The 26,748-nt window shown below is 39.0% G+C and carries 21 protein-coding genes; 7 read left to right on the forward strand and 14 right to left on the reverse strand.

Translation table 11 applies throughout. The annotated features are described in order from the left end of the window. Nucleotides 1-3: 3 nt before the first annotated feature. The gene (gene erpA / locus L659_RS0101015; protein WP_002958911.1) at nt 4-342 is read right to left on the reverse strand and encodes an iron-sulfur cluster insertion protein ErpA; all 339 of its coding nucleotides are present in this window, start codon (nt 340-342) and stop codon (nt 4-6) included. 322 nt (nt 343-664) lie between these two features. Here erpA and L659_RS0101020 point away from each other — a divergent pair, with 322 nt between their 5' ends. From L659_RS0101020 to L659_RS0101040, 5 genes are all read left to right on the forward strand, one after another. Beyond that, nucleotides 665-2,347 carry a chloride channel protein gene (locus L659_RS0101020; protein WP_024589287.1) on the forward strand — a complete coding sequence of 561 codons (1,683 nt, stop codon included), beginning with the start codon at nt 665-667 and terminating at the stop codon, nt 2,345-2,347. A 15-nt stretch (nt 2,348-2,362) separates the two neighbouring features. Further along, nucleotides 2,363-2,797, forward strand: coding sequence for a CopD family protein (locus tag L659_RS0101025; RefSeq protein WP_007584864.1), 435 nt, complete (start codon nt 2,363-2,365; stop codon nt 2,795-2,797). Nucleotides 2,798-3,073: 276 nt separating this feature from the next. Next, complete coding sequence (locus tag L659_RS0101030; protein ID WP_007584862.1) at nt 3,074-4,090, forward strand: aspartate carbamoyltransferase; 1,017 nt, start codon at nt 3,074-3,076, stop codon at nt 4,088-4,090. 33 nt (nt 4,091-4,123) lie between these two features. After that, nucleotides 4,124-5,404 (forward strand): glutamate-1-semialdehyde 2,1-aminomutase, encoded by a 1,281-nt coding sequence (hemL, locus tag L659_RS0101035; protein ID WP_024589288.1) that lies wholly within the window; start codon nt 4,124-4,126, stop codon nt 5,402-5,404. A 178-nt stretch (nt 5,405-5,582) separates the two neighbouring features. Then, nucleotides 5,583-7,424 carry a methyl-accepting chemotaxis protein gene (locus tag L659_RS0101040; RefSeq protein WP_024589289.1) on the forward strand — a complete coding sequence of 614 codons (1,842 nt, stop codon included), beginning with the start codon at nt 5,583-5,585 and terminating at the stop codon, nt 7,422-7,424. A gap of 65 nt (nt 7,425-7,489) precedes the next feature. On the opposite strand, the gene mrcB is transcribed toward L659_RS0101040, so the two are convergent. The 4 genes from mrcB to L659_RS0101060 all read right to left on the reverse strand — a co-directional run bounded on the left by mrcB (nt 7,490) and on the right by L659_RS0101060 (nt 13,004). Further along, complete coding sequence (gene mrcB, locus L659_RS0101045; protein WP_024589290.1) at nt 7,490-9,832, reverse strand: penicillin-binding protein 1B; 2,343 nt, start codon at nt 9,830-9,832, stop codon at nt 7,490-7,492. A gap of 150 nt (nt 9,833-9,982) precedes the next feature. Beyond that, a complete protein-coding gene (locus tag L659_RS0101050; protein WP_010555509.1) occupies nt 9,983-11,212 on the reverse strand; it encodes an ammonium transporter in 1,230 nt (409 codons plus the stop codon). 9 nt (nt 11,213-11,221) lie between these two features. Beyond that, nucleotides 11,222-11,560: a P-II family nitrogen regulator gene (locus L659_RS0101055; protein ID WP_004587162.1), complete on the reverse strand. Its 339-nt coding sequence runs from the start codon at nt 11,558-11,560 to the stop codon at nt 11,222-11,224. A gap of 220 nt (nt 11,561-11,780) precedes the next feature. After that, nucleotides 11,781-13,004, reverse strand: coding sequence for a response regulator (locus L659_RS0101060; protein WP_024589291.1), 1,224 nt, complete (start codon nt 13,002-13,004; stop codon nt 11,781-11,783). A 365-nt stretch (nt 13,005-13,369) separates the two neighbouring features. Here L659_RS0101060 and L659_RS0101065 point away from each other — a divergent pair, with 365 nt between their 5' ends. Beyond that, complete coding sequence (locus L659_RS0101065) at nt 13,370-14,887, forward strand: S10 family peptidase (RefSeq protein WP_024589292.1); 1,518 nt, start codon at nt 13,370-13,372, stop codon at nt 14,885-14,887. A 39-nt stretch (nt 14,888-14,926) separates the two neighbouring features. Here the strand turns inward: L659_RS0101065 and L659_RS0101070 are convergent, their stop codons facing one another. The 4 genes from L659_RS0101070 to L659_RS0101085 all read right to left on the reverse strand — a co-directional run bounded on the left by L659_RS0101070 (nt 14,927) and on the right by L659_RS0101085 (nt 20,231). Next, nucleotides 14,927-17,158: an ATP-binding protein gene (locus L659_RS0101070; RefSeq protein ID WP_024589293.1), complete on the reverse strand. Its 2,232-nt coding sequence runs from the start codon at nt 17,156-17,158 to the stop codon at nt 14,927-14,929. Continuing rightward, the gene (locus tag L659_RS0101075) at nt 17,145-17,954 is read right to left on the reverse strand and encodes a phosphate/phosphite/phosphonate ABC transporter substrate-binding protein (RefSeq protein WP_024589294.1); all 810 of its coding nucleotides are present in this window, start codon (nt 17,952-17,954) and stop codon (nt 17,145-17,147) included. The genes L659_RS0101070 and L659_RS0101075 overlap by 14 nt, the downstream gene beginning before the upstream one ends. Before the next feature lie 87 nt (nt 17,955-18,041). Next, entirely contained in the window at nt 18,042-18,707 is a 666-nt protein-coding gene (locus tag L659_RS0101080; protein WP_024589295.1) for an START domain-containing protein, read from the reverse strand. Continuing rightward, nucleotides 18,708-20,231: a CYTH and CHAD domain-containing protein gene (locus tag L659_RS0101085; protein WP_024589296.1), complete on the reverse strand. Its 1,524-nt coding sequence runs from the start codon at nt 20,229-20,231 to the stop codon at nt 18,708-18,710. It lies immediately after the preceding gene. Between the two features lie 294 nt (nt 20,232-20,525). Between L659_RS0101085 and L659_RS0101090 the strand changes: the two genes are divergently transcribed. Continuing rightward, nucleotides 20,526-21,131, forward strand: a complete 606-nt coding sequence (locus L659_RS0101090; RefSeq protein WP_007584830.1) for a TIGR04211 family SH3 domain-containing protein — start codon at nt 20,526-20,528, stop codon at nt 21,129-21,131. A gap of 31 nt (nt 21,132-21,162) precedes the next feature. Here the strand turns inward: L659_RS0101090 and L659_RS0101095 are convergent, their stop codons facing one another. From L659_RS0101095 to L659_RS0101120, 5 genes are all read right to left on the reverse strand, one after another. Next, nucleotides 21,163-22,224: a DUF21 domain-containing protein gene (locus L659_RS0101095; protein WP_024589297.1), complete on the reverse strand. Its 1,062-nt coding sequence runs from the start codon at nt 22,222-22,224 to the stop codon at nt 21,163-21,165. A 55-nt stretch (nt 22,225-22,279) separates the two neighbouring features. Beyond that, the gene (locus tag L659_RS0101100) at nt 22,280-23,632 is read right to left on the reverse strand and encodes a magnesium transporter (RefSeq protein ID WP_024589298.1); all 1,353 of its coding nucleotides are present in this window, start codon (nt 23,630-23,632) and stop codon (nt 22,280-22,282) included. A 448-nt stretch (nt 23,633-24,080) separates the two neighbouring features. After that, nucleotides 24,081-24,695, reverse strand: coding sequence for an RIO1 family regulatory kinase/ATPase domain-containing protein (locus L659_RS01000000122835; protein WP_231388419.1), 615 nt, complete (start codon nt 24,693-24,695; stop codon nt 24,081-24,083). A 133-nt stretch (nt 24,696-24,828) separates the two neighbouring features. Then, on the reverse strand, nt 24,829-25,344 hold the full coding sequence (locus tag L659_RS0101115) for a MarR family winged helix-turn-helix transcriptional regulator (protein ID WP_231388420.1): 516 nt from the start codon (nt 25,342-25,344) through the stop codon (nt 24,829-24,831). Between the two features lie 105 nt (nt 25,345-25,449). Further along, nucleotides 25,450-26,745, reverse strand: a complete 1,296-nt coding sequence (locus L659_RS0101120) for an IS4 family transposase (protein WP_032826755.1) — start codon at nt 26,743-26,745, stop codon at nt 25,450-25,452. Nucleotides 26,746-26,748: the final 3 nt, after the last annotated feature.

The raw sequence follows: 26,748 nt of genomic DNA on the forward strand, positions 1-26,748 counted from the left end.
CTGTTAAACGCTAAAGCTTGCACCACAACCACAGGTTGTTGTTGCATTAGGATTAGATACAAAAAAGCGTGCGCCTTCTAATCCCTCAGTGTAATCAACTTCACCGTCAACCAAATATTGAATGCTCATTGGATCGATAACGAGTGTTACACCATTTTTTACAATTTCTAAATCGCCAGGATTCGCTTTTTCATCAAAAGTAAAACCATATTGAAAACCAGAACAACCACCACCTGTTACATAAACACGCAGTTTTAAATCTGGATTTTCTTCTTCGTCGATTAACTGTTTAACGCGAACAGCAGCTGCATCGCTGAACTTAATTGGTAATTCTTCAGACATTTTAAAACCCTCAATATCGCAATGGCGTGATTATCTAATACCCGAGTGTTTTAATCAAGTATAGTAAAACAACTCTTTACTCTAAGTTATACCTATAAATTAGTAAAAAAGTGGCTAAACATTAGCTCACTAAAATAATACTTAAGCAAACTAAAAGCGACCCTTGTAAACTATAAATTCATTAAAAATTTTAGTTATAAAAAATAGGTCTTAATCTTTACTGCAAATTGTTAATATAAGTTACGAAAAATTCAAAATCACAAGGACTTAACTAAACTCTTTTGCTAAAATGCTGCTGAAAAATGCGGCGAGGAAATAATGCATGTGGCTTGAGCAACTCAGGCGTCGACTGGCAAAACCTAAAACATCTGTACAATTATGCTTATTAGGCGTAGTTGCCGGATTAATTGCTGCATTTTTTATTATTTTATTTCGCTTAACTATTTTGTTTTTTCAAAGCTTATTTTTGGAAACACCTGACGACTTTACTACCCTACCCACTCTTGAACGCGTTTTAATGCCATTAATAGCCGCATTTTTAATTGCGTGCTTTGCTGCATTTACTGGCTTTAAACATTACCGTTTAGGCATTCCTTTTGTTATTCATCGTATTAAACGCCATTACGGGCAAATGCCTTTATACAATACGGTTAATCAATTTGTTGGTGGCGCACTTGCACTCATTAGCGGTTTTTCGGTTGGCCGAGAAGGGCCTTCCGTACATATGGGCGCAACAGGTGCGAGTATTTTAGCGGATAAACTACATTTACCGCATAACGCCATGCGTACTTTAAGTGGTTGCGGCGTTGCAGCAGGTATAGCCGCTTCGTTTAATACCCCACTTGCAGCCGTTATTTTTGTAATGGAAGTGGTACTTCGAGAATACAAAGTACACATATTTGTGCCAATCATGCTTGCTGCTGTTACTGGTGCACTCGCTACGCAGTTTGTTTTTGGTGAAGGCTCTGAACTTGCACTCATTACAATAGCGCCATTAAGTGGTTGGCATTACCCTTATTTAATATTATGCGGTATGGCGCTGGGCGCTATAGCATTTAGCTTTAATCAAAACTTAATGCTAATTATTAAAACATTTAAACCTTTAAGTATGTTTCCTCGTTTACTAATCGCAGGCTGTATTGCCAGCTTGATAGCTTACGCGGTGCCTCATGCTATGGGTTCTGGTATGAGTGCGATTACTATCGCGGTTGAATCGCCTGATAACGTAAAGCTGCTTACTACCATTTTAATAGCTAAACTACTTGCCACATTGTTTGCTATTGGTTTGGGTATTCCGGGCGGTTTAATTGGTCCGGTAATTGGACTTGGCGTATTAATTGGTACATTAATGGCCTTTTTTGCTCAATATATTAGCCCGGGTACTCATATTGCGGGTACGTATGGGGTTTTAGGTATGGCTGGATTATTAGCGGCTACACTGCATGCACCACTTGCTGCATTAACAACAGTAATGGAGCTTACATCATCACCTGAAATAATCGTTCCTGCGATGATAGTTATAACCACTGCATATGTAACTGCATTACAATTTTTTGGAAATCGCTCCATATTTTTGCAGCAATTAGATTTTCAGGGATTGCCGTACCATGTATCTCCCGCTACCGAAGCATTACAAAAAGTGGGAATAATGGATGATATGGATGAAGACTTTAAATTGCTTTACTCAGACGATAAAGAGCAAATAAAAAATACGCTTGATACCATGGATAGCCAAACACCCTTGATTGTTTTTGACGAAGAAAATGGCTATCGCCTCGCTGAATACGATTTAACGCTAATGTCTGATGAAGCAATAAATATAAATTACATTAGCTTGCAGGGCATCAGCAGCCAAGCCACCCTAGCCGATGCATTCGATATACTAAAAGATAAAAGAAGTGGCGCGCTTTACGTTTATAACCTTTTAGATAATCAACAAATTATGGGGCTATTACGCTGGGATCAAATTCATCATATTTTAACCATTCGTAACAGCTTACTTTAAGCAATAAGGACTATTATGAGCGCATTATTGATTTATAAAACACTCCACATATTTTTTATGATTGCGTGGTTTGCCGGTATTTTTTACTTGCCTCGATTATTTGTATATCACGCAATGAGCGAAGAAAGATCATGTAACTCTATGCTTAAAGTTATGGAGCGCAGGCTACTTTATTTCGTAACCCCATTTGCTGTTTTAACGGCTGTATTTGGTGTGTTAACCATTGTTGAATATGGTCGTGATTGGTTTAAATACAGTATGTGGCTACATTACAAACTTGTACTGGTAATTATTTTATACCTATACCACGGCTACTGTTTTAAGTTATTAAGTGACTTTAAACATGACCGAAACACTAAAACAGACCGCTTTTACCGTATTTTTAATGAGCTCCCTGTTATTGCGCTGCTCATCATAGTGGCACTTGCGGTAATAAAACCTAATTTATAATACCAATCGGCTTATATATGGGGTCTATTTAACGCTAAGAAAATTACGCTAGAACTAGGCAAAAACTTTTGTATCTAGTTGTTCTAAATTAAAAATTTTTAACGACGTTATAGTGAAATTTAGTGCGTTAAATTGCTCAAATATTTATGCCGGTTGGTACAAGCTTTGTAGCGCATGTTAAACTGCGCTGCAATTTACAATACTTGCTATAACACGCGCGATTGCGTGCTCCATTTATGGATTATCGCGCCCATTTGATTGATTAGGAATTACCCCATGTTAAGTTTCCAAGGCGAACATATACTGTCTGTAAATCAGCTAGACAGAGACTGCATTGAACGTATTTTTGCAGTAGCTAAAAAAATGGAGCCTTATGCTAAAAAACAAAAGCAAACAACGGTGCTTAAAGGCGCTATTTTAGCTAATTTGTTTTTTGAACCAAGTACTCGCACGCGAGTTAGCTTTGGTACAGCCTTTAACTTACTAGGCGGTGGTGTACGTGAAACTACAGGTATGCAAAGCTCAGCGCTTGCAAAAGGTGAATCACTTTACGATACCGCGCGCGTTATTTCAGCTTACGCCGATGCTGTTGCTATGCGCCACCCTGACGCAGGCTCAGTAAGTGAATTTGCTGATGGCTGTACTGTGCCGGTTATTAATGGCGGCGACGGTCCAAATGAGCACCCGACTCAAGCATTACTTGACTTATTAACCATTGAGCGTGAATTACACCGTTTTGATCAAAATATTGATGGCATGCATATAGCGCTTGTGGGTGATTTAAAATATGGTCGCACAGTGCATTCTCTATCAAAGCTATTGTGCCATTATAAAAACGTAAAGTTTTCGATGGTCGCGCCTGATGGCCTACAAATGCCAACGAGCATTTTAGATGCCGTAGAAAATGCAGGACACAAAATTGAGCTAGTAAACAAGATGGAAGGTAATTTAGCAGCCGATATTGTTTACCAAACACGTATTCAAGAAGAGCGTTTTCCTTCACAAGAAGAAGCAAATAAATACCGTGGCGGTTTTAGAATTAGCCAATCTATTTACAGCGCTCATTGCAAACCTAACTCTGTGTTAATGCATCCGTTACCACGTGATAGTCGCTTAGAAGCCAACGAGCTTGATAACGACTTAAACAGTAACGATAATTTAGCAATATTCCGCCAGGTACAAAATGGCGTATTAATTCGTATGGCACTGTTTGCTTTAACACTCGGCGTAGAAAATAAAGTCGATAAGTATGAAGTGGACGTACCTTGGTTTAGCCGCAAACGCGACAGCTAAACCCTCTTTAAGTGACAATTTATAGGATTTTTCATGACAATTAGCCAAGACTTATTTGAACGCGCTCAAGCCTCTATTCCAGGTGGCGTAAACTCGCCTGTTCGTGCTTTTAATGGTGTAGGCGGTACGCCGCTATTTATTACAAAAGCAGAAGGCGCGTTTACATTTGATGCCGACGGTAACCGTTATATTGATTATGTTGGCTCTTGGGGGCCTATGATCATGGGCCATAACCACCCTGCAATTAAACAAGCCGTGCACGAAGCCGTAGAAAATGGCCTTAGCTATGGCGCGCCAACTGAAGCCGAAATATTAATGGCTGAAAAAGTAAAAGAGCTGGTACCATCAATCGAAAAAGTACGCATGGTTAGCTCAGGCACTGAAGCAACGATGAGTGCAATTCGTTTAGCACGTGGCTTTACCGGCCGCGATAAAATATTAAAATTTGAAGGTTGTTACCACGGCCATGCTGACTCGTTATTAGTTAAGGCAGGCTCTGGTGCACTAACAATGGGCGTACCTAATTCTCCTGGTATTCCTGAGGACTTTGCTAAGCATACACTTACTGTATCGTTTAATAACCTAGATGAAGTAAAAGCTATTTTTGCAAAATACGCTGACGAAATTGCCTGTATTATTGTAGAGCCAGTAGCCGGTAACATGAACTGCATTCCACCAGTGCCAGGCTTTTTAGAAGGTTTGCGTGATGTGTGTGACGAATATAAATCAGTACTTATTTTTGATGAAGTAATGACGGGTTTTCGTGTTGCACTTGGCGGCGCTCAAGCTTATTACAACATTAAACCAGACCTTACGTGTTTAGGTAAAGTCATTGGCGGCGGCATGCCCGTTGGCGCGTTTGGTGGTAAAACCGAAATAATGGATTACATTGCGCCTGTGGGCCCTGTTTACCAAGCGGGTACTCTTTCTGGTAACCCTATTGCGATGGCTGCAGGTTTAAAATCACTTGAGCTATTATGTGAGCCAGGTCTACACGATAAGTTAGAAGCAACGTCTAAAGCAATTTGTGAAGGCTTTGAAGCTGGCGCTAAAAAAGCAGGCATTGCATTAACAACTAATTATGCTGGCGGCATGTATGGATTCTTTTTTACTGATGCTGAAAAAGTAACGACATACAAACAAGCTACTGAATGCGACCTAGAGCGCTTCAAACGTTTTTTCCACCTTATGCTTGAAGAAGGTGTGTACCTTGCTCCATCAGCATTTGAAGCTGGTTTTGTATGTGCTGCGCATACTGAGCAAGAAGTAAAAGAAACAATAGCGGCAGCAGAACGCTCGTTTGCTAAACTTTAAGTTAAAATTACTTTTTATATTTTATAAGCGCTTGTTTTTACAGTGTGTAATTAAGACTAAAGATTGAAAAAAGCCCGAAAGGGCTTTTTTTATTTGTAAAGTACTATAAATGAATGATAATTAAGCATAACAAGGTCTATTCACCTTTACCCTAATTACAAAAATACAAGAGAGCCTTATGTCAGGATTACGCCAATTTTCTTTTCCCGCTATCCAGCTAATGGCAAATTTAAAATACAAAACTAAAATCAGCTTAATGTTTGGAATTTTACTCGTTCCTCTTGCACTTAGTTTGTTTTTTTTAGTCTCATTATTAAGTGAAAGTATCGCTGTTTCAAAAATGCAGCAACAAGGTTTAAAAGGCTACAGGTCAATACTCTCAAATCAAATGCAGGGGGAAGCAAATAAAAATATAAAAATAGCTCGCTCACTCGGTTTTGATATAAAAGACGATCAAGCAAATGATGTACTTGAACTTGTTTCTATTCAGTCTAACTTAGCATTAGATAGCCAGTTAGCTAGTGCTTATGTAAACCGCTCTTTAGTCACGCCAATTCCTGCACTTATAATGCAAATAAACTCGACAGCGCAAAGCGCAAACACTGTTTTGGCAAGTAATCGTTTTACGCCAGATACGTTTATAGCACTTTCAAATTTTAGTAAGTCACTTCCTTTATACGAAAAACAACTCGATAAAATACTCAATGTAGCCACCAATGCAGATAAATCAGTAAATAAAGCGCTCATGCCCTCGTTAGATAATTTACACAGTGCTGTTGGTGCATTTAAAAAAGCGATAGATGAAAAACTACTTGAGCCAGACGATATTTTATTAACTCAATCAGAATTTACTAAACTAACAAACAATGTTCACAGCAGTATTAATCAACTTGTTAGTAAGAGTATTCCAACGCTTGAGAGCCTTATTGAAGCAAAACTGCAAACTCAACAGTGGACTCGAAATCTTGTTTTAGCTGCTTCATTAATTAGTTTGTTATTTGCATTTTATTTGATGATTGGTTTTTATTTTGCAGTTGTTGATACCATTAATCGCTTTGCTGATGCAGCGAATAGAGCCGCGAATGGCGACTTAAATGCAACTATCGATTCGAGCACTAATGATGAAATGGGAATTATTGCATCGCGCTACAACGCATTACTTAATGCATTTTCACATTTATTAATTGATGTTAAAGCAAGTACAGAAGAGCTATGCGGCGCAACTAAATCGCTATCACATGCGAGTAGCCAAACAAGCAATGATGTTTCAAAACAGCAAATCCGAGTAAATGCCATTTATAATGCACTCAGCGAAATGGCTCAAAACGCACTTGCAGTTGAAGAGTCAGCGCATCAAGCAACGCTTACCGCGCAAGATGCTGCTGCGCATGTAAAACAAGGTTCAGACAATACAATGGAGCTTGCTAAATATATGCAAGATCTACAAATTGAATTTGCAGAGAGCCAACAAGCGCTCGATAAGCTAGCACAAGATAGCCAAGAAATTAGCAAAGTAAGTAAAGGTATTAGTGAGATAGCCGATCAAACAAACTTGCTTGCACTAAATGCCGCTATTGAAGCTGCACGAGCTGGCGAGCATGGTCGAGGCTTTGCCGTTGTAGCTGATGAAGTAAGAACTCTTGCTCAGCGTACACAAACACAAACACAAGAAATTCACCAAATTATTAGCTCCTTACAACAAGCATCTGACGACACTCAGCAAAAAATGCGTTCAAGTGTTGAAAAAATGGAGCAATCGGTAAAAGCAGCCAATCAAACCAATGAAGTATTGCAAAGCGCAGAGCAAAGTATGGGCGACATTAAACATCAAGGTGAAGTTATTGCAGAGCGTGTTAAACAGCAGTCAAATGCGACAACACAAGCATTGAATGATTCGCAAGAGGTGAGTAATTTAGCAGATCAAACGCTAACATCAGCTCAATCAACGCTGCAAGATGCACAGCAGCTAAGTCGCTTATCTAATGATTTAACCAAATCAATGCAGTTTTTTAAATCTTAAGCGTTAACTACAACTCACAAAAAAGCCGCTAAATAAGCGGCTTCGTTGTTTAAAGTAGTCTTAGATTAACGAATACATTGTGGTCTTGGCTCAAACTCACTCGCTCTAAGTGGTAGCTGAATCACCTTGCCACATCCTGGTGGTGCCTGCTTACCCGTTTTCTCATTTACAAATGCCCAGCGTATTGATGGCGGACGCGTATCGGCTATTGCTTGTGGATTAAGTGGCTTTAAGTAGCGAATATATGCTTCTAATGCACCTACGCTGCCCGTTAAACCCGTGCTTTTGTTGTCGTCTCGACCAAGCCACGCAACAGTCACTGTATTTTGATCAAAGCCTGCAAACCAACTATCACGTAAATCGTTACTAGTCCCTGTTTTACCTGCTAGTTGGATTGATGGGAAGTGTAAATTTAAGCGTTTAGCAGTGCCGTCTTTCGTTACGCGTTTCATCGCGTATTTAGTCATATACATTGCAGATTTATCAAAACGAGGCTCTGCATTTACTTTATGCTTATAAAGTACTTTACCAACCGAGTCAGTTAATGCCGAAATTGCAGTAAGCTTTTTATATTCGCCATCTGCAGCAATTGTCGTATAAAGCTGAGCAACTTCAAAACTCGACATTTCAACAGCCCCTAAAAGCAACGATGGGTATTCGTTTATCGCCCCTTTAGCGCCTAATCCTTTTAGTGTATTCGCGACTTTATCAACACCTACATCGAGGCCTAAATTAACCGCTGGAATATTAATACTGTTACTAAATGCTTTATAAAGAGGTATTGCACCACGGTATTGATGATCAAAATTTTCTGGTTGCCACACTTTTCCCTGCTCATTTGTAACCTGTACTGGCGAGTCATCAAGCAAAGTAGCTAAATTATAATGTGGTAATTGCAATGCGGTTAAATACACAGCAGGTTTTACCAGCGAGCCAATATTACGTTTTGTATCTAAAACACGGTTAAACCCTGAATAACGAACATCGCGCCCTGCAACAAGTGCAGATACACCGCCCTTTTCTACATTAACAGAGATCATGGCTGCTTCTAGTTTTTCGGTTCTAGGACGATTCTCCAGGTACGGTAAGCTCTTTTCAATAGACTCTTCCATTGCTGTTTGCTTTTGTAAGTCAAAATAAGTAAATACTCTTACGCCTGCATCAAGTGTTTGCTGATCTGGCAATAATTCATTTAGTTCTCTGTTTACTAACTCTAAATAACCTGGATATGATTTTTGTAAACTCGCTTTCATTGGCGCAATATCAATTGGGCGATTAAGCGATGCACGGTACTCTTTTGTGCTAAGTAGCTTGTTTTCAACCATAAGGCGAAGCACTAAGTCTCGGCGCTCCATTGTGCGCTCTTTATAGCGACGTGGGTTGTAATAAGATGGACCTTTAACCATTGCCACCAGCAAAGCAATTTGATCGTACTCAAGCTCATCTACCGGCTTTGAAAAGTAAAAGTCAGCAGCAAGCCCCATACCGTGCACACCTTGGTTGTATGACTGCCCTAGGTATACTTCATTTAAGTAAGCTTCTAATATCTGATCTTTTGAATAACGATAATCTAAAATAAGGGCAATAAATGCCTCATTTATTTTTCGTACTAAAGAGCGCTCACGCGTTAGGTAAATATTTTTAGCTAATTGCTGAGTAAGCGTACTACCACCTTGAACGGTGCGCCCTGCTTTAATATTAGAATAAAGCGCGCGTAAAATAGAAAACACTGATACACCATGATGTTCGTAAAAATCACGGTCTTCAACCACCAATAGCGTATCTTTTAGCATTGCTGGAAACTTATCTAGTGGTACAAATTCTCTATCTTGTTTAGAGTCATTACCAATACGCGCTATTTGCACAGGCTCTAGACGAGCAGAATTTAAACGCCTACCAAACTTATCTTTAATGGTCGCAACTTTTTGCCCTGCAAAGCGAAGTTCAATAATATGTGATTCTTCAAGGCCATCATAAAATTCAAAATCACGACGATAAATCTTGATGCTATCTGCTGTTTTAACAAACTGTCCTGTGCGGCTTAATCTATTAACCGATGAATAATTTAAACGCTCTAGCTCAAACACTACTTCCTGGCTTGATAAAAATTGCCCCGGATAAAACTCCATAGAACGAGCATACACTTGCGCTGGAAGTTGCCATTTATTACCTTCAAATATACGCGTTGTTTTTGAATCTAAATAAATGAAATACATTGCCATTGCAATAAAAACAGCCAAGCTTAGTTTCCAAAACACTGACCATGTTTTTCTCATAAAAGAGCGTTTAACAGTGGTTTGCACTGTTTTTTTACTGCCCTTTGAGGTGCTTTTTTTTGTCTTGCTTGACGATTTACTTGCACGTTTAACTGCAGGTTTACTGGTAGGTGTTTTTTTATTGTCGGCCATTTAAGTGTAATTTATTCCAAGGGTTATTCACGAGTGTGAGCTTAGCATATTGGGTATATCGTAACATCCGAAAAGTTAACCCCCCCTGAAACAAAAAAAGCCCTACCGAAGTAGGGCTTTGTGTAAACACACTATTATTTAAATAAACTATTAGCTATTTCGAACAGAAACAAACTCTGGGTAGGCTTCAATACCACAATCGTGTTGATCCATACCGTTTAGTTCTTCTTCTTCGGTTACTCGTATACCCATTGTTTTGTTAAGCACAGTCCAAACAATAAATGATGCTACAAATACAAAGGCAAGAATACATACTAGACCCGTTAACTGATTAACAAAGCTTGCGTCACCATTGGTTAGCGGTACTAACATAATACCTAATGCGCCACACGTACCATGAACAGAGATAGCACCCACTGGATCGTCAATCTTAACTTTATCAAGTGCTATGATACTAAATATAACAAGTGCACCACCAAGTAGACCAAGTAGACATGCCATTAATGGTGATGGAGATAGAGGGTCTGCTGTTATAACAACTAAGCCAGCTAATGCACCATTTAAAACCATGGTTAAATCTGATTTACCCCAAAGTACTTTACATACAAACAGTGCTGCAATAGCACCCATTGCAGCTGCTGCATTGGTGTTAAGTAATATTTGGCCTACTGCAGTTGCGTTTTCTTTATCCGAAAGTAGTAATTGAGAACCACCGTTAAAGCCAAACCAACCCATCCATAAAATAAATGTACCTAGTGTAGCAAGTGGTAAGTTTGAACCTGGAATTGGGTATATTTCACCGTTCTTACCATATTTACCTTTACGAGCACCTAAGATTAATACACCAGCTAGTGCAGCCGCTGCACCTGCGCCATGCACAATTGCAGAACCTGCAAAATCAACAAAGCCCATTTCAGATAAGAAACCACCACCCCATGTCCAGTAACCTTCAATAGGGTAAATAAAACCAGTTAGTACTACAGCAAAACCTAGGAAAGCCCACAGTTTCATACGCTCAGCAACAGCACCCGATACAATCGACATAGCGGTTGCAACAAATACTACTTGGAAGAAAAAGTCAGATTCTAAAGAATGGTCAGCATCGGCAGCTTGTGTACCAATTAAAGCGCCTATTGAAGGAATAAAACCACCTTCGGCATTGTCTACATACATAATGTTGTAGCCAACTAATAAAAACATCGTACATGCAATTGAATATAGCGCGACATTTTTAGTTAAAATTTCAGCTGTGTTTTTAGAGCGAACTAAGCCCGCCTCTAACATGGCAAAACCTGCTGCCATCCACATTACTAATATACCTGATATTAAAAAATAGAAGGTATCGAGTGAAAACTTTAGTTCTATTATTGTATTTTCCATGAGACCCCCTTAAATTGCTTCTTCGTCTAGTTCGCCAGTACGGATACGAACAATTTGATCCAAGTCGTACACGAAAATTTTACCGTCACCAATTTTACCTGTTGATGCAATTTTAGTGATTGCTTCAACAACGCGTTGACAATTTTCAGTACGAGTTGCAATTTCAAGTTTGATCTTAGGAATAAAATCTACTTGGTATTCTGCACCACGATATAACTCAGTATGACCTCGTTGACGTCCAAAACCTTTAACATCAACTACTGTCATCCCCTCAATTCCTAAATCAGCGAGTGCTTCACGCACGTCGTCTAATTTAAATGGTTTTATGATTGCACTAATCATTTTCATAGCGGCCCCCTCGGACTCTTTATTGTTATCCTATTGGGTTAAACAATCCAACCTTTGTGCCACTATTTTATATCAATTAAAAACAGCCACTTAGTAAAAAATACAAACTCAAGATCAAAAAAAACGCACCAATTAGGTGCGTTAATTTAACAAGTCAGCTACATTGGTGCGTGCTATATCTCTATATATTTATCACGTACCTAGTTTTGTTTAAGAAGGGTTATACCACGCAGTTTCTGCCTTGGTTTTTAGCTTCGTATAATGCTTTGTCAGCAACACGCATAGCCTGCGTTAGACTAGTGTCTTGAAAGTCAGCCAAGCCTATACTGGTGGTAATTTTAATTGATTTATCGCTAATAGAAAAATCGTAACTAGCCATCTTTTTCCTAAATGCTTCAAAGTATTCACGACCGCGTTCTAGCTCTATTTCAGGTAATATTATGGCAAACTCTTCCCCGCCAACCCGTGCAACCGTAAACTTTGAAAACGTAGATCGTATTAATGAACCAACCTGCTTTAAAGCCTGATCGCCGCCTTCATGGCCTAATGTATCGTTAATGTTTTTGAAAAAATCGATATCAAGCAATGCCAAAGTATTTTTCTGGTTTTTACTTTTAAGGAGCTTTTCTGCATATTGATAAAAGTAGCGTCGGTTATGAAGCCCTGTTAAGTGATCCCTATGTGCGCTTTCTTTAATATCTGAAATTAACGACAGTTGCTCCATTGTTTGAAGTACTCGACAATGAAACTCTTCATTCATAAATGGCTTTGTTAAAAAGTCATTGGCGCCATATTTAATAAATCGTGCTGATAGGCCATGCTTTCCCGCGCCCGACAAGCCAATAATTGCTAAGTCGTCTCGTCCTCTAAAATTACGTACCGCTTTGACTAGTTCAAAGCCATCCATAGAGGGCATAGCATAATCGGTCATAAGTAGCTTTATATCAGGGTTAGCTTTTAATATTTCGAGTGCTTGTTGTCCATCATGGGCATCTGTTACATCAAACAATTGCTTTTCTAGCATTTGCTTCATTAACGAGCGGCTAAGTAATGAGTCATCTGCTATTAGTGCTTTACAGCCTTGATTTCTGAGTAATTGCGCAACGAGCTTAACGGCATAATGGTAAGAATCGCGATTATCTTTAATAACATAATCAACTACGCCCAATTCAAGCATTTGTTGGCGCTTGTACTCATCTATTTTTGAGGTTAAAACAACCGTAGGAATTTTTTTAGATAACGTATATTTTGCAACTTCACCGTGCGGAGCATCTGGCAAAGTTAAATCAACTAACGCAAGCGTATAATCGTGCTTTTCTACGAACGTAGCGCATTCTGCTAAAGACCAAGCAAAATCAATTGCTACATCAAGGTATTGTGCAGTTAAGTGGCGAAGCACCTGCTGCACTACTTTACTGTCTTCAACCACTAATACTCTTTGCATAAAGCTTCTCTTTACCTTTAATTAATTTTGTAACAAAACGACAAATACAACGCTATTACTGCAATAGCATTAGTCATAAACATCCGGTGTAGAGTGCACTTATGTGCTTGAAAGCGTAATCCATTAGATTTTTTTGGTGATAGCCTGTATATAAAATCAATACAAGTAGGCCCGCAATATACCTGAATTCTGTGATTAACTAAATAAAGAAACCAAATCCCAAATAACTATAAAAGTGGTTAGCGTGCGTCTCTAAGCGCATTAATACCTTACTTAACTAGTATTATCGGCCACTAGTCTCAATACTTTTGTTATTTAACTCATTAATGTCTTTAATGGTGTATCAACAATAATAAGGACACCTAATGAAGCTTAGTCGTATTATCAGTTTACCGATAACTGTTATTGCATTAATAATCAGTACAAGCACGCTTGCCGATAACCAACGTCGTATTGATGTAGACAGCAAAGTTGTTACTCAACATAAAGCTAAAATCAACGGTCAACGCTTTAATTACACCGTTGCCACAGGCACACAACCTGTATGGGATGATAAAGGCGACGCGGTTGCGACATTGCAATACACCTACTATACACGCGACAAAGTTGACGACAGGACAACTCGCCCATTACTTATTTCATTTAATGGCGGGCCAGGTTCGGCTTCTGTATGGATGCACCTTGCTTATACTGGCCCTCGCGTATTAAAAATTGATGACGAAGGCTATCCAATTCAACCTTATGGCGTAAAAGACAACCCATATTCTGTACTTGATATTGCCGATATTGTTTACGTAAACCCTGTAAATACAGGCTACTCTCGCGTACTTGAAAACGAAAAAGGCGAACTTCCTTCTAAAGCAAAACAAAAAGAGATATTTTTTGGTGTTAATGCCGATATTAAATACCTTGCTGAGTGGTTAAATACTTTTGTAAATAGAGCTGAGCGCTGGCGATCGCCTAAATTTTTAATTGGTGAAAGCTACGGTACAACACGTGTATCAGGTCTTGCTCATGAGCTTCAAAATAGTCAATGGATGTACATAAACGGTGTTGTTCTCGTATCACCTACTGATATTGGTATTAAGCGCGACGGCCCGATTAAAGCCGCTAACCGCCTACCTTACTTTGCAGCGACTGCTTGGTATCACAAAGCACTTAACGCCGATTTACAAGCTAAAGATCTTGATGAGTTATTACCTGAAGTTGAAGAGTTTACTGTAAATGAGTTAATCCCTGCGCTTGCTAAAGGTGGCTTTATTAATGCTGATGAAAAGCGACGCATAATTACAAAAATGGCGCACTACGCTGGCTTATCAGAAAAATTTGTTGAACAAAATAACTTAGATATTCCAACTCAGTTTTTCTGGAAAGAGCTACTACGTGAACGTGGTCAAACTATAGGTCGCTTAGATTCTCGTTATTTAGGAATGGATAAACGCGACGCAGGTGAGTCCCCAGACTACTGGGCTGAACTTACCTCTTGGTTACACTCTTTCACTCCTGCAATTAATCACTACTTACGTGAAGAGTTAAACTATAAAACTGATGTAAAATATAACTTATTTGGTAATGTCCATCCATGGGATAGAACCGGTAATAATACAGGCGAAAATCTACGTTTAGCAATGGCGCAAAACCCTTACTTAAACGTGATGATCCAATCAGGATACTTTGATGGCGCAACCAATTACTTTGACGCTAAATATACGTTATGGCAATTAGACCCAAGCGGTAAAATGAAAGACCGTTTGAGCTTTAAAGGCTACAGAAGCGGACACATGATGTACCTTCGCCACGCTGATTTAGAAAGCTCTAATAACGATTTACGTGACTTTATACAGCACGCTTTACCCAAAAAAGGGCAAGCGGCTAAATACTAATATACCTAAAACAAAAAATGGCTCTTTAAGAGCCATTTTTTATGTGCGTTTTTCATATCGTAAACAATAGCTTTTAAGTTGTGTGACTACATCGTTAAAGCGCTCTTCCAGCTGCTGTATATATTCATTTTTGACTGTTTCGTTTTCTGCCTGTGTTTCTATCTGCTGGCATATATTTGCCAACTCAATAGCCCCCACAGACTTTGAAGACGACTTTAATGCATGAGCCTGAAAAGCTAAATCAACATAGTTTTTACTCTTAGCATACGCGTTAGCTAATTTAATTTGCTCCCCTGCTGTTTGTAAAAACGCATTAAATACCATGCAATGTACGCTAGGATCATCACCAAGCATTGCTTTTAGTAGCGTAATATCTAATTGATCAAAACTATCTGAAGCTATATTTTCACCATCTGATTTTTCTGAACGTGTATTGACCATAGTTTGAGAATGCTCCATCAATAACGACTTTAATTTAACAAGCTCAATGGGCTTTGTTAAAAAGCCATTCATTCCACAAGCATAACAATTATCTATGTTGTTTTTGGTAATGTTGGCCGTAATTGCAATTATAATCAGTTCATCAAAATGAGTGTTTTCGCGTATTTTTTTGGCTAACCCTAACCCATCGAGTAAGGGCATTTGAATGTCGGTTAGTAAAAAATCAAAGCGTTTATTTTGTATGGCCTCCCAAGCTTGCTCACCGTTACTTACAAAAGTAGAGCACACTCCAAGCATAGTTAATTGCTGTTTTAACACTTGCTGATTTGTAACTTGATCTTCTGCCACTAAAACCTCAAGCGTAGGAAGCGTTACCGCATTTAAGCTTTGCTGTGTTATTTGAGGGGCTTGCACTTGTGCTGGCAAGTCAGTTTGATCAAAACTGTTAAAGTTTAGCGTAAAACAAGAACCTTTGTGCTGCTCGCTTTGTGCGCTCAAAGACCCTTGCATACGCTCTACCAGCTGCTTAGTTATCACTAAACCAATACCGGTTCCATTTACTTTACTGGTTTCAGCGCCTAAGCGGTCAAAAGGTTTAAATAGGCGAGAAATGTCATCTGGAGAAAATCCACATCCGGTATCTATTACATCTATTTCGCATTGTTTATTACTTAACACCCGACAATTAATATTAATGCTGCCATTTGGTTTGTTGTATTTAATCGCATTTGAAAGCAAGTTAAGCATCACTTGTTTAAAGCGGCGCTGATCAATATAAATACTCAATCCTTCTAAGGACTCAAAACCGTGAGTTTGCAGTGTTATTGATTGCCCTTTAATAAGCTCAGTGACAAGCTCTACTGACTCTTCTAATATGCTTTTAATAGGCACATAAGAAAAACTAAACTGCATATTACCCGACTCAATAGCCGTTAAATCAAGCACATCGTCTATGAGTAATAGTAAATGCTCTCCAGCTTGATAAATGCTTTTCGCGTTTTCTTTTTGTACTTTATTAGCATTCTCATCATATCCATACAGCTGGGCTAAGCCTAAAATTGCATTTAATGGAGTTCTTAATTCGTGGCTCATACTGGCCATAAAATCTGACTTTGCTTTACTTGCAGACTCAGCTTGAATTCGTAATGCATTTAATTTTTGATGGTTATTCGCAACCTCATCAACCATATTATTAAATGCATTTATTACACTGCCCACTTCATTTTGTTGTTGTTTGTCTATATGGCAATCAAAGTCGCCTTTGGCTAAACGTGAAAACCCAAGTTTTAGCGTCCTCAAAGGCGATGTAACCCTGTAATCCACCAGCCAAGCTAAACCTATAAAAACGATAACTAAAATAATAAATTGTATATATATTAAGGTGTAATGAAGTTTTGAAGATTCGTTAATTTCATTCGTAAAATTAACAACCAAGCTAATATTAGCCAGCGGTTTGTCTAAAAACTCCACCTGTTGAGATAACAGCATGTCGCCGTTTTCATTTGCTCCAACCCAATTCTCAAGCGGATACAATTGGTTTTTTGAATCAACATCAACAATTTTAATACTTTTCCAATTAGGGCGAGTTTGAAGTTGACTGTCTATTTCTTCATATAGCTCTGCATATTGCCTAGTTAACAACGGAGTCGTTATAGAAGTCGACAACTGCGCTAAAGAACGCTGAGCAGCCTTTGAAAGGCCATCGTTTACCCAACGCGCTTGCTCAGGTAAGGCGTAAAACATAAAAAGACAGGCCATAAGCAAGCCACAAAGCAATACCACAATAAAGCTTTGCGCCCTTAGGCTACGAAACCCTCTAATTTTCAACATAAAAAGAGCGTAAGCCCCACTGAGTTAACTGCTGATACTCAGCTAAAGTTGCAATATTAGGTTTAATAATTGGGATACCTGCAAGCAAATGTTTATGCTCTGGGCTTTGCCCTATATCTAAAATAGCTTGTTGCACTTTTAACTGTATTGCAGCATCAACCCTTGGGTGGGCGACAATTGGGTGGCGACTAATTTCACGCGTTTTATAAAGAATTTTGAGTTTATTTTGTAAGCTTTCTGGTTGTTGTTTAAATGTGCCCATTACACCACCGCCCGCCATTGTTGAGTGCAGTGCAACATTTAAATATACCGATGGATGAGTTTGGACATATACAGGCTTTATTGTTAGCCCGTATAACAATGCTAAATCAGCTCTCATTAATAATGACGCACCTAATGCGTTAGGTGCAGGGAATGCTATTTCGGCGCCCTCTAGTTGACTTAAATTATCAATATCACTGTCTTTGTTTACGAGCAAAATACCTTGCAGCTTTCGCCCTGCATCTTTTATTAATGGTAAATATCCCTGTTTTTCGTATGCTACAACACTATGCCATGGGTTCATGTATGCAAAGTCGTACTCGCCATTAGCAAAGGCTTTTTCAAATACAGGAATAGACTCAACTGTAATTAGCTTTATTGTTACTCCCGTTTGCTTACTTACTTGCTTTAACAAAGGTTGCCAAATAGTATTTAGCTTTTGCGGCTCGTATTGCGGCACTACACCAAAGGTATATTCTTGAGCTAATAAGAATGAGCTGTGTATCAAACATAATATAGCCACTAAATACTTCATCAATTCTCCAAATAATAGCGTGTCATTATTGCTTAAGCGTAGTTAAAGACTACTCAACACACCATTAAATTATTATATATTCGATATTTAGCATTGACCTGCTTTGATTACAGGTAGTTTTGGAGTGTATTTTTTATCTGTGAGCATATGATGCAAGTTCATAAATGTGGTGTAAGTACTTTTCAATCCGACCTTATTGCTTAGCCAAGTAGGTATTGCCCCATCAGGCAAAGCATATACTTGGTACTCAATATCAAGGCGGCCTTTGTCCTCACTCAGTAGCCAGCGTGCATTTAAAGTAGTAATTCTTATAACGCCATTATTTCTGGGCAGCTTATTAGGGCGAGCATTAATAAGCAATTGGCTTTTATTTGCAGTTAACTGTGAATAACAAGAATAAGTAATGCTATCTCTATCTCTAACAGGCCAAGGAGAATTAAAATAACTGTACACTAAATTTTCTGATGGGCTTATGTGCTTAATAACCTTTACCTGAGATATATTTTCGAGCCATTGGGGTGCGGCATCGGTATCACTAAGTAATTCTAAAAACTCATTGGTGGATACGCCTGTCACGCTCATCTGCGCTTTTACTTCAAAGGTATTATCACTGTGGCTTTGATAATACACACTTACGCCATTTTTGTTTTTATACAAATGCCACATGGGCTCAGCGTAAGTGTTAAAACTAACTAATAAAAAAATAACGAATAAACACTTTTGCAATTGAATTTTATTACAAAAGCGCATCATTTATTTTTGCCAGTAAGGTTCTATGTCAAGTGAAGCAAGGCGACTTTGCTCCATGGCACTGACCAAATATTCAGACTTTTGTTCAAGCCATGACTGGATTTTAGCAAGCTGTTCGTCTTCTTGCCCTGCACATAATTGCTTTAAATACTCAAGCGTACTTAATTCATAAATACCATGAGAAATATCAAGCCAAGGCAATCTAAACTCTAGGCGTTCTTCTTTATCAAATAACGATCCTAAACAGTTACCGCTCAGTAGGCTATTTTCAAGTTGAGTGCGCAGGTTTAAATACGAAGCGACATCGAGTGTTTGTTCTTTAGGGAGTAATTCGTGCAGATTTTTCCAGTCTTTATTAAAAAGCCTACTCGCAATGGACGACACGTTTTGCTCAGCCGCTTGAAGCTCTATTTGCCCCCAATCTTTACGCCACTGTTTATCAATTAACCACGTAGTTAACGACAGTAATAAACGATTATAACGCGCGCTATGAAACAGTGCATTTATATCGTCAATGCTTGGCTGTAACTCTTTTAAATCACCAATGACTTGAGTAAGTGCTGGAGCAGCATTAATTTTTTTATAAAAAGCATGGCGTTTAGACGTGTACGTTTTTAATTGAATCGCGTTTTCTACCCACGCTAATTCGCTTAATAACCATTTAAGCTCTGTACGTAAATGTTCTGTACTTTCTTTGGATACTATATCGTCGTACAGCCAAAAAGTATGGCGTATTAAGCTAATGCCGTCAGTTACGCGTTTAAGCGTTTTTAAACTTGGCTTATCGAAATAGCATTGCTCATGCTTTTGCACAAAGCGAATGCCAAAGTTCATGGCTTCAACTAAAGCACGCTCTTGGGTAGTCGACTTTGGTAATTGAACAAAACCAATAGATTTGCTTGGTGTTAAAGGTTTTTCATCTGCAAGGCGATAACCACGCGCGGCCTTAGAGTATAATCCTAAACGGATACAGTTCTGGCTAACCAGTACATCTGCAAACGCAAACAACTCATTACGACTGCCCTCAACAAGCTCAATTTCAAGCTCGCTAATAATTTCAATTTTACCCGAAGCCGCAATTTCACCTTTATCGAGTACAACTTCAATTTTAGCGCCACTTTCGGTTTCAATTAACCAAGTACGACGAATAAAGTTAGTGCTAAATATTGGATACAAGTTTTTTGAGATTGCGCTTATTTGCATGCCATGAGGCCAAATATCAGCATCAAACGCCATTAAATTAGGGCGACTTGATTCAATTGGTAAATTGTACTCTGGACGTTGGTGTAAACCACCTACAACTTCACCTGCAAGCTTTATAGTTTGCTCGCATTCGCTGTCAGAACAGCGAGTTCTAAAGCCTATGTCAAGCGCTCTAAGCTCTCGGCTTGGCGTGTCGTAGTATGCATTTTGTAAGCTGCGTGACGGTTTATTCTTCACCGTTTTTGCAAATTGAGTAATTAACGAGGGGATCAGTGGAATAACGGCATCTGATACCAAAAATTTCAGTTCTATCTCAGTATCCATTCGGTTTGCGGATTACCTTTAAAATAAATAAGTGCTCAAAATAAACAAAGCACACTAACAATGCAAATTTTTTAGCCTTATTTTAGTGCCTGTTGACCTTTGTGGATTAAAATTCGTTCTATCTAGAGGCAATTTAATCGCGGGGCGAGATTTGTAACCTAGTGGGCTAGGTAACTGCTACTGGGTTACAATATCAGTCTTGCTATTGAGCTATTTAATCCATACTATCTAACTACTTATGTGAAATGAAAATCACGTTCATAACGGACGCAGTTAGATCAACAAGGTAGATAAATGCTAAAACATTGTTTATTAGGGCTACTTTTAACAGCCACCACATTTATGAGTTATGCAGAAGAAGCAAAACCTGCAAATTCAACTAATGCAAACACCGCTTATATTATCGATAATTTATATACTTTTATGCGCTCTGGTGCGAGTAAGAATTATCGACTACTCGGCTCTGTAGATGCTGGAACAAAGTTAACCTTGTTATCTGCTGAAGAAAACGGCTTTATAAAAATTAAAGATGATAAAGACCGCGAAGGTTGGATAGAAACTAAGTTTGTTACCAAAACGGCAGGCTTACACCAACAGTACAAAACACTAAGTAGCGAAATGAGTACTATGCAAGAAAACCTGCGCCAAGCTCAAATAGAACTTCCGCAGCTACAAGAGCAAAACCAAACTTTAACTGATCAAAACCTGCAGTTATCGGCCCAAATTACTAAGCTTAAAACAACGCTAGAGCAAGAGCGCACCCAAAAAGAAGCTGCTAGCTCAAAAGAGAAACGTCAGCTACTTACTTACGGTGGTGCTATTGCGTTTTTAGGCCTGTTTTTAGGTATTATATTAACGATAGTGTTGTCGCGTCGTAAGCGCTATGAAGGTTGGGCATAACCTTCCTTTCTATAGAATACAAAAAGCCGCTTTATAGCGGCTTTTTATTCTCTGTATTTTCATGCAGTTCGAGTTTTGGTGCACTCATACCTTTGAGTAACCGACCAAATATATCAGCGCCGGTAATAATGCGCTTCACATCACTCCACACTAACACCACGTCGTGATCAATGGCCCCATCAAACGATTTATCTAAAGAATGACTAGCCCGTATTTTTAAAATAACTTCACTCAGGCGCATCGCTTCATCAGCAACAATAATAGGTCTGTGACAATAATGATAAGGGTCGAACGTCTCTGGTTCAAACAAGGCCGAACGTAAAAAGCCGTCAGCATCTACCACTAATAAAGGCCAACCGTCTTCATTGGTAATGATCACCCAGTTATAACCTGACTTATGTAATTTTCGTAAAAACTCATTATTAGTCGTTAATGTAAGGTCTGGGAAAATAGGCAAATCAAGCTTAGTAGGCAAAGCAATAATAGAGTCTGGATCAATTACCTCACCCTCTTTGGTTACGCTTATTTCATCTAAGCTAAAAAAGTTAAGCGCGCCTATTCCCTCAACGTGCTGAACATCAGCCTCTTCTGCTTCTATGTGTTTGCGAATAATACCTCTGAGCTCACTTTCAGCAAAGTACGTAATCCCCTCTTTACCTAACCATGCATCGAGAATTAAAGCCGTTGGCTTAGCAACTACATAAAACAGAATCTGATAAAACTTAATTAGCGGCGAAAGTAGGCTCGCCATTTTTAGCGCATTACGCGAAAAATAAGCCTGCGGTGTTATTTCACCAATAATAGTAATTGCGATAGTTGAGAATAAAAACGAACTTGCACCCATTAATACCGAATCAGAAAGTAGTGTAAGTAGTACGTTAATACCTACGTTGCCCCACAAAATAGTCGATAATAAAAAGTTAGAGTCGTTTCGAAGGGCCATCACTTTTATGGCCGCCTCGTTCCCTTTTGCACTTTCCATTTCGAGCTGAAGCCTACTTAGTGAAAAAAACGCTAAGTTTAAGCCCGAAAATATTGCCGATTGTGAAATACACAAAGCAATTGCACACCAAATCATGACTTCAAAGGTCATTGTATTTTCCTGTTAGTAATACCAATTCACTTAATTAAGCGAATTGGTATAAGGCTTATAAAAGCAATAAACTGCCTAAACCTAAAAAGGTAACAAACCCAACAATATCGGTAACGGTAGTTAAAATTACCGAGCCAGATAACGCAGGATCAATTTTCATTTTGTCTAAAATAGACGGAATAACAACACCAGCTAGTGACGCGGCCACTAAATTCAATAATATGGCTACCGTAATCGTAATACTAAGCATTAAGTCGTTAAACCATAAAAAGGTAAGCAGGCCGATTACAAACGCCCATACCAAGCCATTTACAGCGCCAACACGCAGCTCTTTTTTAAGCAACGCATTACGGTTTGAATCTGTAACCTGTCCAAGCGCTAAACCTCGCACAATAACGGTTAATGTTTGACTACCTGCGATCCCGCCCATAGAAGCAACCACTGGCATTAATACAGCGAGTGCTACAACCTGTTCTATAGTTGCGCCAAATAAACCGATGAACCAGGACGCTAAAAAGGCAGTAGCTAAGTTAATACCTAACCATATACCACGGTTTTTAGCACTTTTTCGCACACTTGCGAACAGGTCTTCGTCTTCACGTAAACCACCGGCTTTAGCGGCTGCTTCATCAGCAATTTCTTGTCGTAATTCATAAGCAGAGGCAATGGTTAATCGCCCAAGTAATTTGTTATCAGCATTAACCACTGGCAGTGCCATTTTTTCACTGTGGATCACCACCTCTGCCGCTTCATATAAATCATCATCAGCATGGAGCAATGAAAAGTCATGATTTGCCAATGTCATTAAGTTATCGGTGTCGCTGGCTTTTATTAAATCATTTACCGCAACCTCACCTATTAAACTACCCTTGCGGCTTACTAAATAAATAACTTCACTGTATTGCGGTAAACCTTTGTGTAGCAATTTTTTAGCACCACCGGCTGTTAGCTTCTCCGATACTTTTAAAAAGTCAAAACCTAACCAGTGACCTAATTGTTCTGGCGGGTATTGCTGCGCTAAATCATATTGTTTGGTTTGCGCTTCATCGAGTTGCTTTTTTGCATACTCAACAAATCGCTCTGGTATAACTTCTTCAAGTTCCAGTAGCTCTTCTACATTAACTTCATCAAGAAGTTTAAAAGCCTCAGTGTCTTCTAGCGTTTGCAGCAACCACAAACAACTATCTTCACTTAAATTAACAAAAATTTCGTGTTGCGTGTCTTCATCAAGCAACTGCCAAATTTCAAGTCGTTGTTCTTTTGGTATCGCCTCAAAAAGTAATGACAGGTGCTCTGTTGAAAGCGTTAACTGCGCATCTGCTAATAATTTATTTTTGCGTTCTGTTGTATCGCATTGCAATAAATCATTTATGAGCTGTGGAAGTTGGTCTACCGGATACTCAATCATCTTAAAACCTTAAAATTTAAAAGCGCACATTATTTATAGTCTACTTGAACAATAAAAAATTGCAGAAAAAACGTGAACTTATTAAGCATGCGCAAGCTATTTTTGCGCATTGTATGGGCAAACTAAATGCAGTACTAATATTTATTTTAAAAAATTAAAAAAACAGTAAAAGGAATTGTTTTTGAGGGATTAAACAACAAGTAAGCAAACCAAAGGGATTACTTATAATAAAAAAAATCCCATATTAGCTAGGCTAATATGGGCAAAATCACACAATGAATTAGGTGTTTTTAAATTACGGTTTATGCTTTAAATTAAAGTCTATCAGTAATATTTCGTACTAAGTCAGAATCTACAAATTGAGTAATAAGTGCAGCGCCCCACGCATAGCCTCGCTGTATTGGGTAACCTTTAAAAATCCAGCGTTTACGCACGTGATTAAAGCGCTCTAAATAGTCTTGTTTTTTTGTGGCAGAGGTTGCTCACCCAATTTATTCCATGCTTTATATACGCCTGACATGTCAGATCCTCGCATAAAGCGTTGCAACCAACGTGGAAAACGAGAAAAGCTAATAGTGGACTGAAAATCAATAAAATAAGGTTTACCGTCTGCGCCGCATAAAATATTACCCATATTACGCAAGTCTAAATGCACGATGCCTTTGCGATGCATTTTTGCTACTTGACGCTCAAGCTCACTAAAAAAGTTAACAGGTAGTGTTTTGTCTTCATGAATTAAAGCGCGCAGTGGCGTGCCTTCAATATAGTTATAAGCAACCGCTATCGGCGACAATCTACAAAAGCGGTTAGCAACTGCATCAAGCTCAGCTAAACGGCTCAACCCCTTGTACTCTTGATTTACCGACATTCGTGCAAATGTTTTGCGGATAAACCACGGGCTTTGGCTAAAATCTTTAACAATTAAATCAAATTCATTATCTTTATATCGATACACAATCGCGTTAGCAAAACGTCCCTTATGGACAACACTTAAGTGATGTTGCATAAAAGTATGTTCTGGATATTGCTGCTGTAATTGTACTAACAAATTATTTTCAATCATAACAAACCTAACAAGATGATAACTTTAATTGCCTAGGCAACTATATTATCAAAGTTAGATTCTGCGCACAATCAGATCAACTAATTAGCACGCTAACTTTCTATTGAAACAGTATCGCTATTTTATTGATAATCTACTTTTGGGGCGAGTCTGGCAGTGAATCAAGATTATTTATAGCTTTGAATAGTAAGTCGATTATTTGGTTTTTTTCTGGCTCTGAAAAACCACTTAATGCTTGCGCATAGACTTCGTTCACTACAGGCATAATTTCAGGACAAAGAGCTTTACCTTTTTCACTTAAACACAAAATAGTTGAGCGCTTATCAAGCTCACATTGCGTTTTAATAATGAGTCCTTTTTCTTCAAGTCGGTTTAGTAAGCGGCTCATAGCGCCACGATCATAAACCATATACTCGCAAAGTCCTGCAAGCGTATTAACCGACTCTCTCGCAAGTAGTACAACCACAATATATTGCGCAGAAGTTAAGTCCATAGGAAGTAACTTGGCATCAACATGAATGGCTAATCTCGAACGTAAAAAAGAGACTAAACGCCCCAAATCTTGCTCTGGCGCTAACTCTTCTCGAGTACAACGTTTAATTGATGGCATGTTTTGCATGGTTATTCCACTGTATAGGTATATTTGCATGCTGATAGACCTTAACACATACAAAAAATTCAATAATTTTTATAAAAACTAAGCAGCTAAAACTAAGCCACAAAAATAAAGCCGCTATTAGCTAACACCATTCAGTTAAGCATGCTTTGACTTAATGGTGTACCGAGTTTTTGAAATTCGAACGGTCCTACTTTTGGGCCGTTTTCTTTTTTCTGGAAGAATATAACGTTTCACTCGTTCTCGCATTGCCCTTAATTTCTTTGGAATTGAACCTGGCGAAGCGATGGCACACCAGAGTATTTCATCCTGTATATCCCGCAAAGCCATGACAAAACTAATTCTCAGCGGGGAGACTTTAGCCTCTTTGGCTATTCGACTTATCTCTACTCGAATTAAATTGTAGGCTAGCAATATACCCCATAGCTCTTGATTGACTCCATCCACAGTCTGACTACGCAAAAGAATACTATCCTCAAGCATCTGGTGTTTTATTTCTCCATAGCTATTTTCAATTTCCCAGCGCTCGAAATAGACATCAAGAATGGCCTGTGCACCAAAAGCCTGTTTATCATCCAAAGAGCACAGCAGACCTTTTATTTTTCCAGGCCCCATTGGCTCAGGATAAAGAACCAGTCTGGCCTGCCAGCACTCAGGAAGCGAAGGGTCTTGTTTTCTGGCATGCGCAGATACACTCATCTCTACTTTGAAGTCATGCTCAGAGTAAGATTCAATGACGGTGTATTGCGTGTTGCTTTTAATCGGGACCATCCAGTGCGACTGTGGGTGTTGCTTACGCCAATTAATCAGTAGCTCAGCGCTGAGATAACATCGGTCAAAAATAGTTAGACTGTTATCACTTACATGACCAAATAACTGCTTTGCGTAGTTCACCTCACCTTGATAACTGGGCCCGAAGGCAACGTGGTGTATCAACCGGCTACGCAAGGAGCTTAAGGCGCATAGGCGTACAATAGGATATTCTGTATGACGGTTTTTACTGTGCTTAATATAGTGAAAGTGCTCAGCAAGAGCAGGTGTATCAGGTGCACGAAATTGCGTTCCATCAACAGAAAATAACCGGAGTCCATACCACGTATCATCAGCATCTTCTTCTTGTGTCCAACGGGCTGCACATAGGTGAAATAAGGCTTGGAGGGGGTCGCTACTCAGGCGCTGTCTCGCTTGAGGAATAGCACTTGGAGCAACCGTATCGCCCAGGGTATCAGTGAGTGTTAAATCTAACTTCTCAACAACGTCACTAATAGAGCGGTCGCGAAAAAGACCCATTGCAATGATAAGCCAGACGACAAGCTCAGCAGGTAACTTACGTTTGCGAATACTTGCTTTATCGGTCTGCTCGAGCACATTAGAAATCCACTCAAGAGGGATATGTTTCTGAAATGTAGATAAAGAGTCAGGAGTGGCGAATATATC

This window comes from Pseudoalteromonas sp. S8-8, from assembly GCF_000497875.1.
Taxonomy (GTDB): Bacteria; Pseudomonadota; Gammaproteobacteria; order Enterobacterales; family Alteromonadaceae; genus Pseudoalteromonas; species Pseudoalteromonas arctica.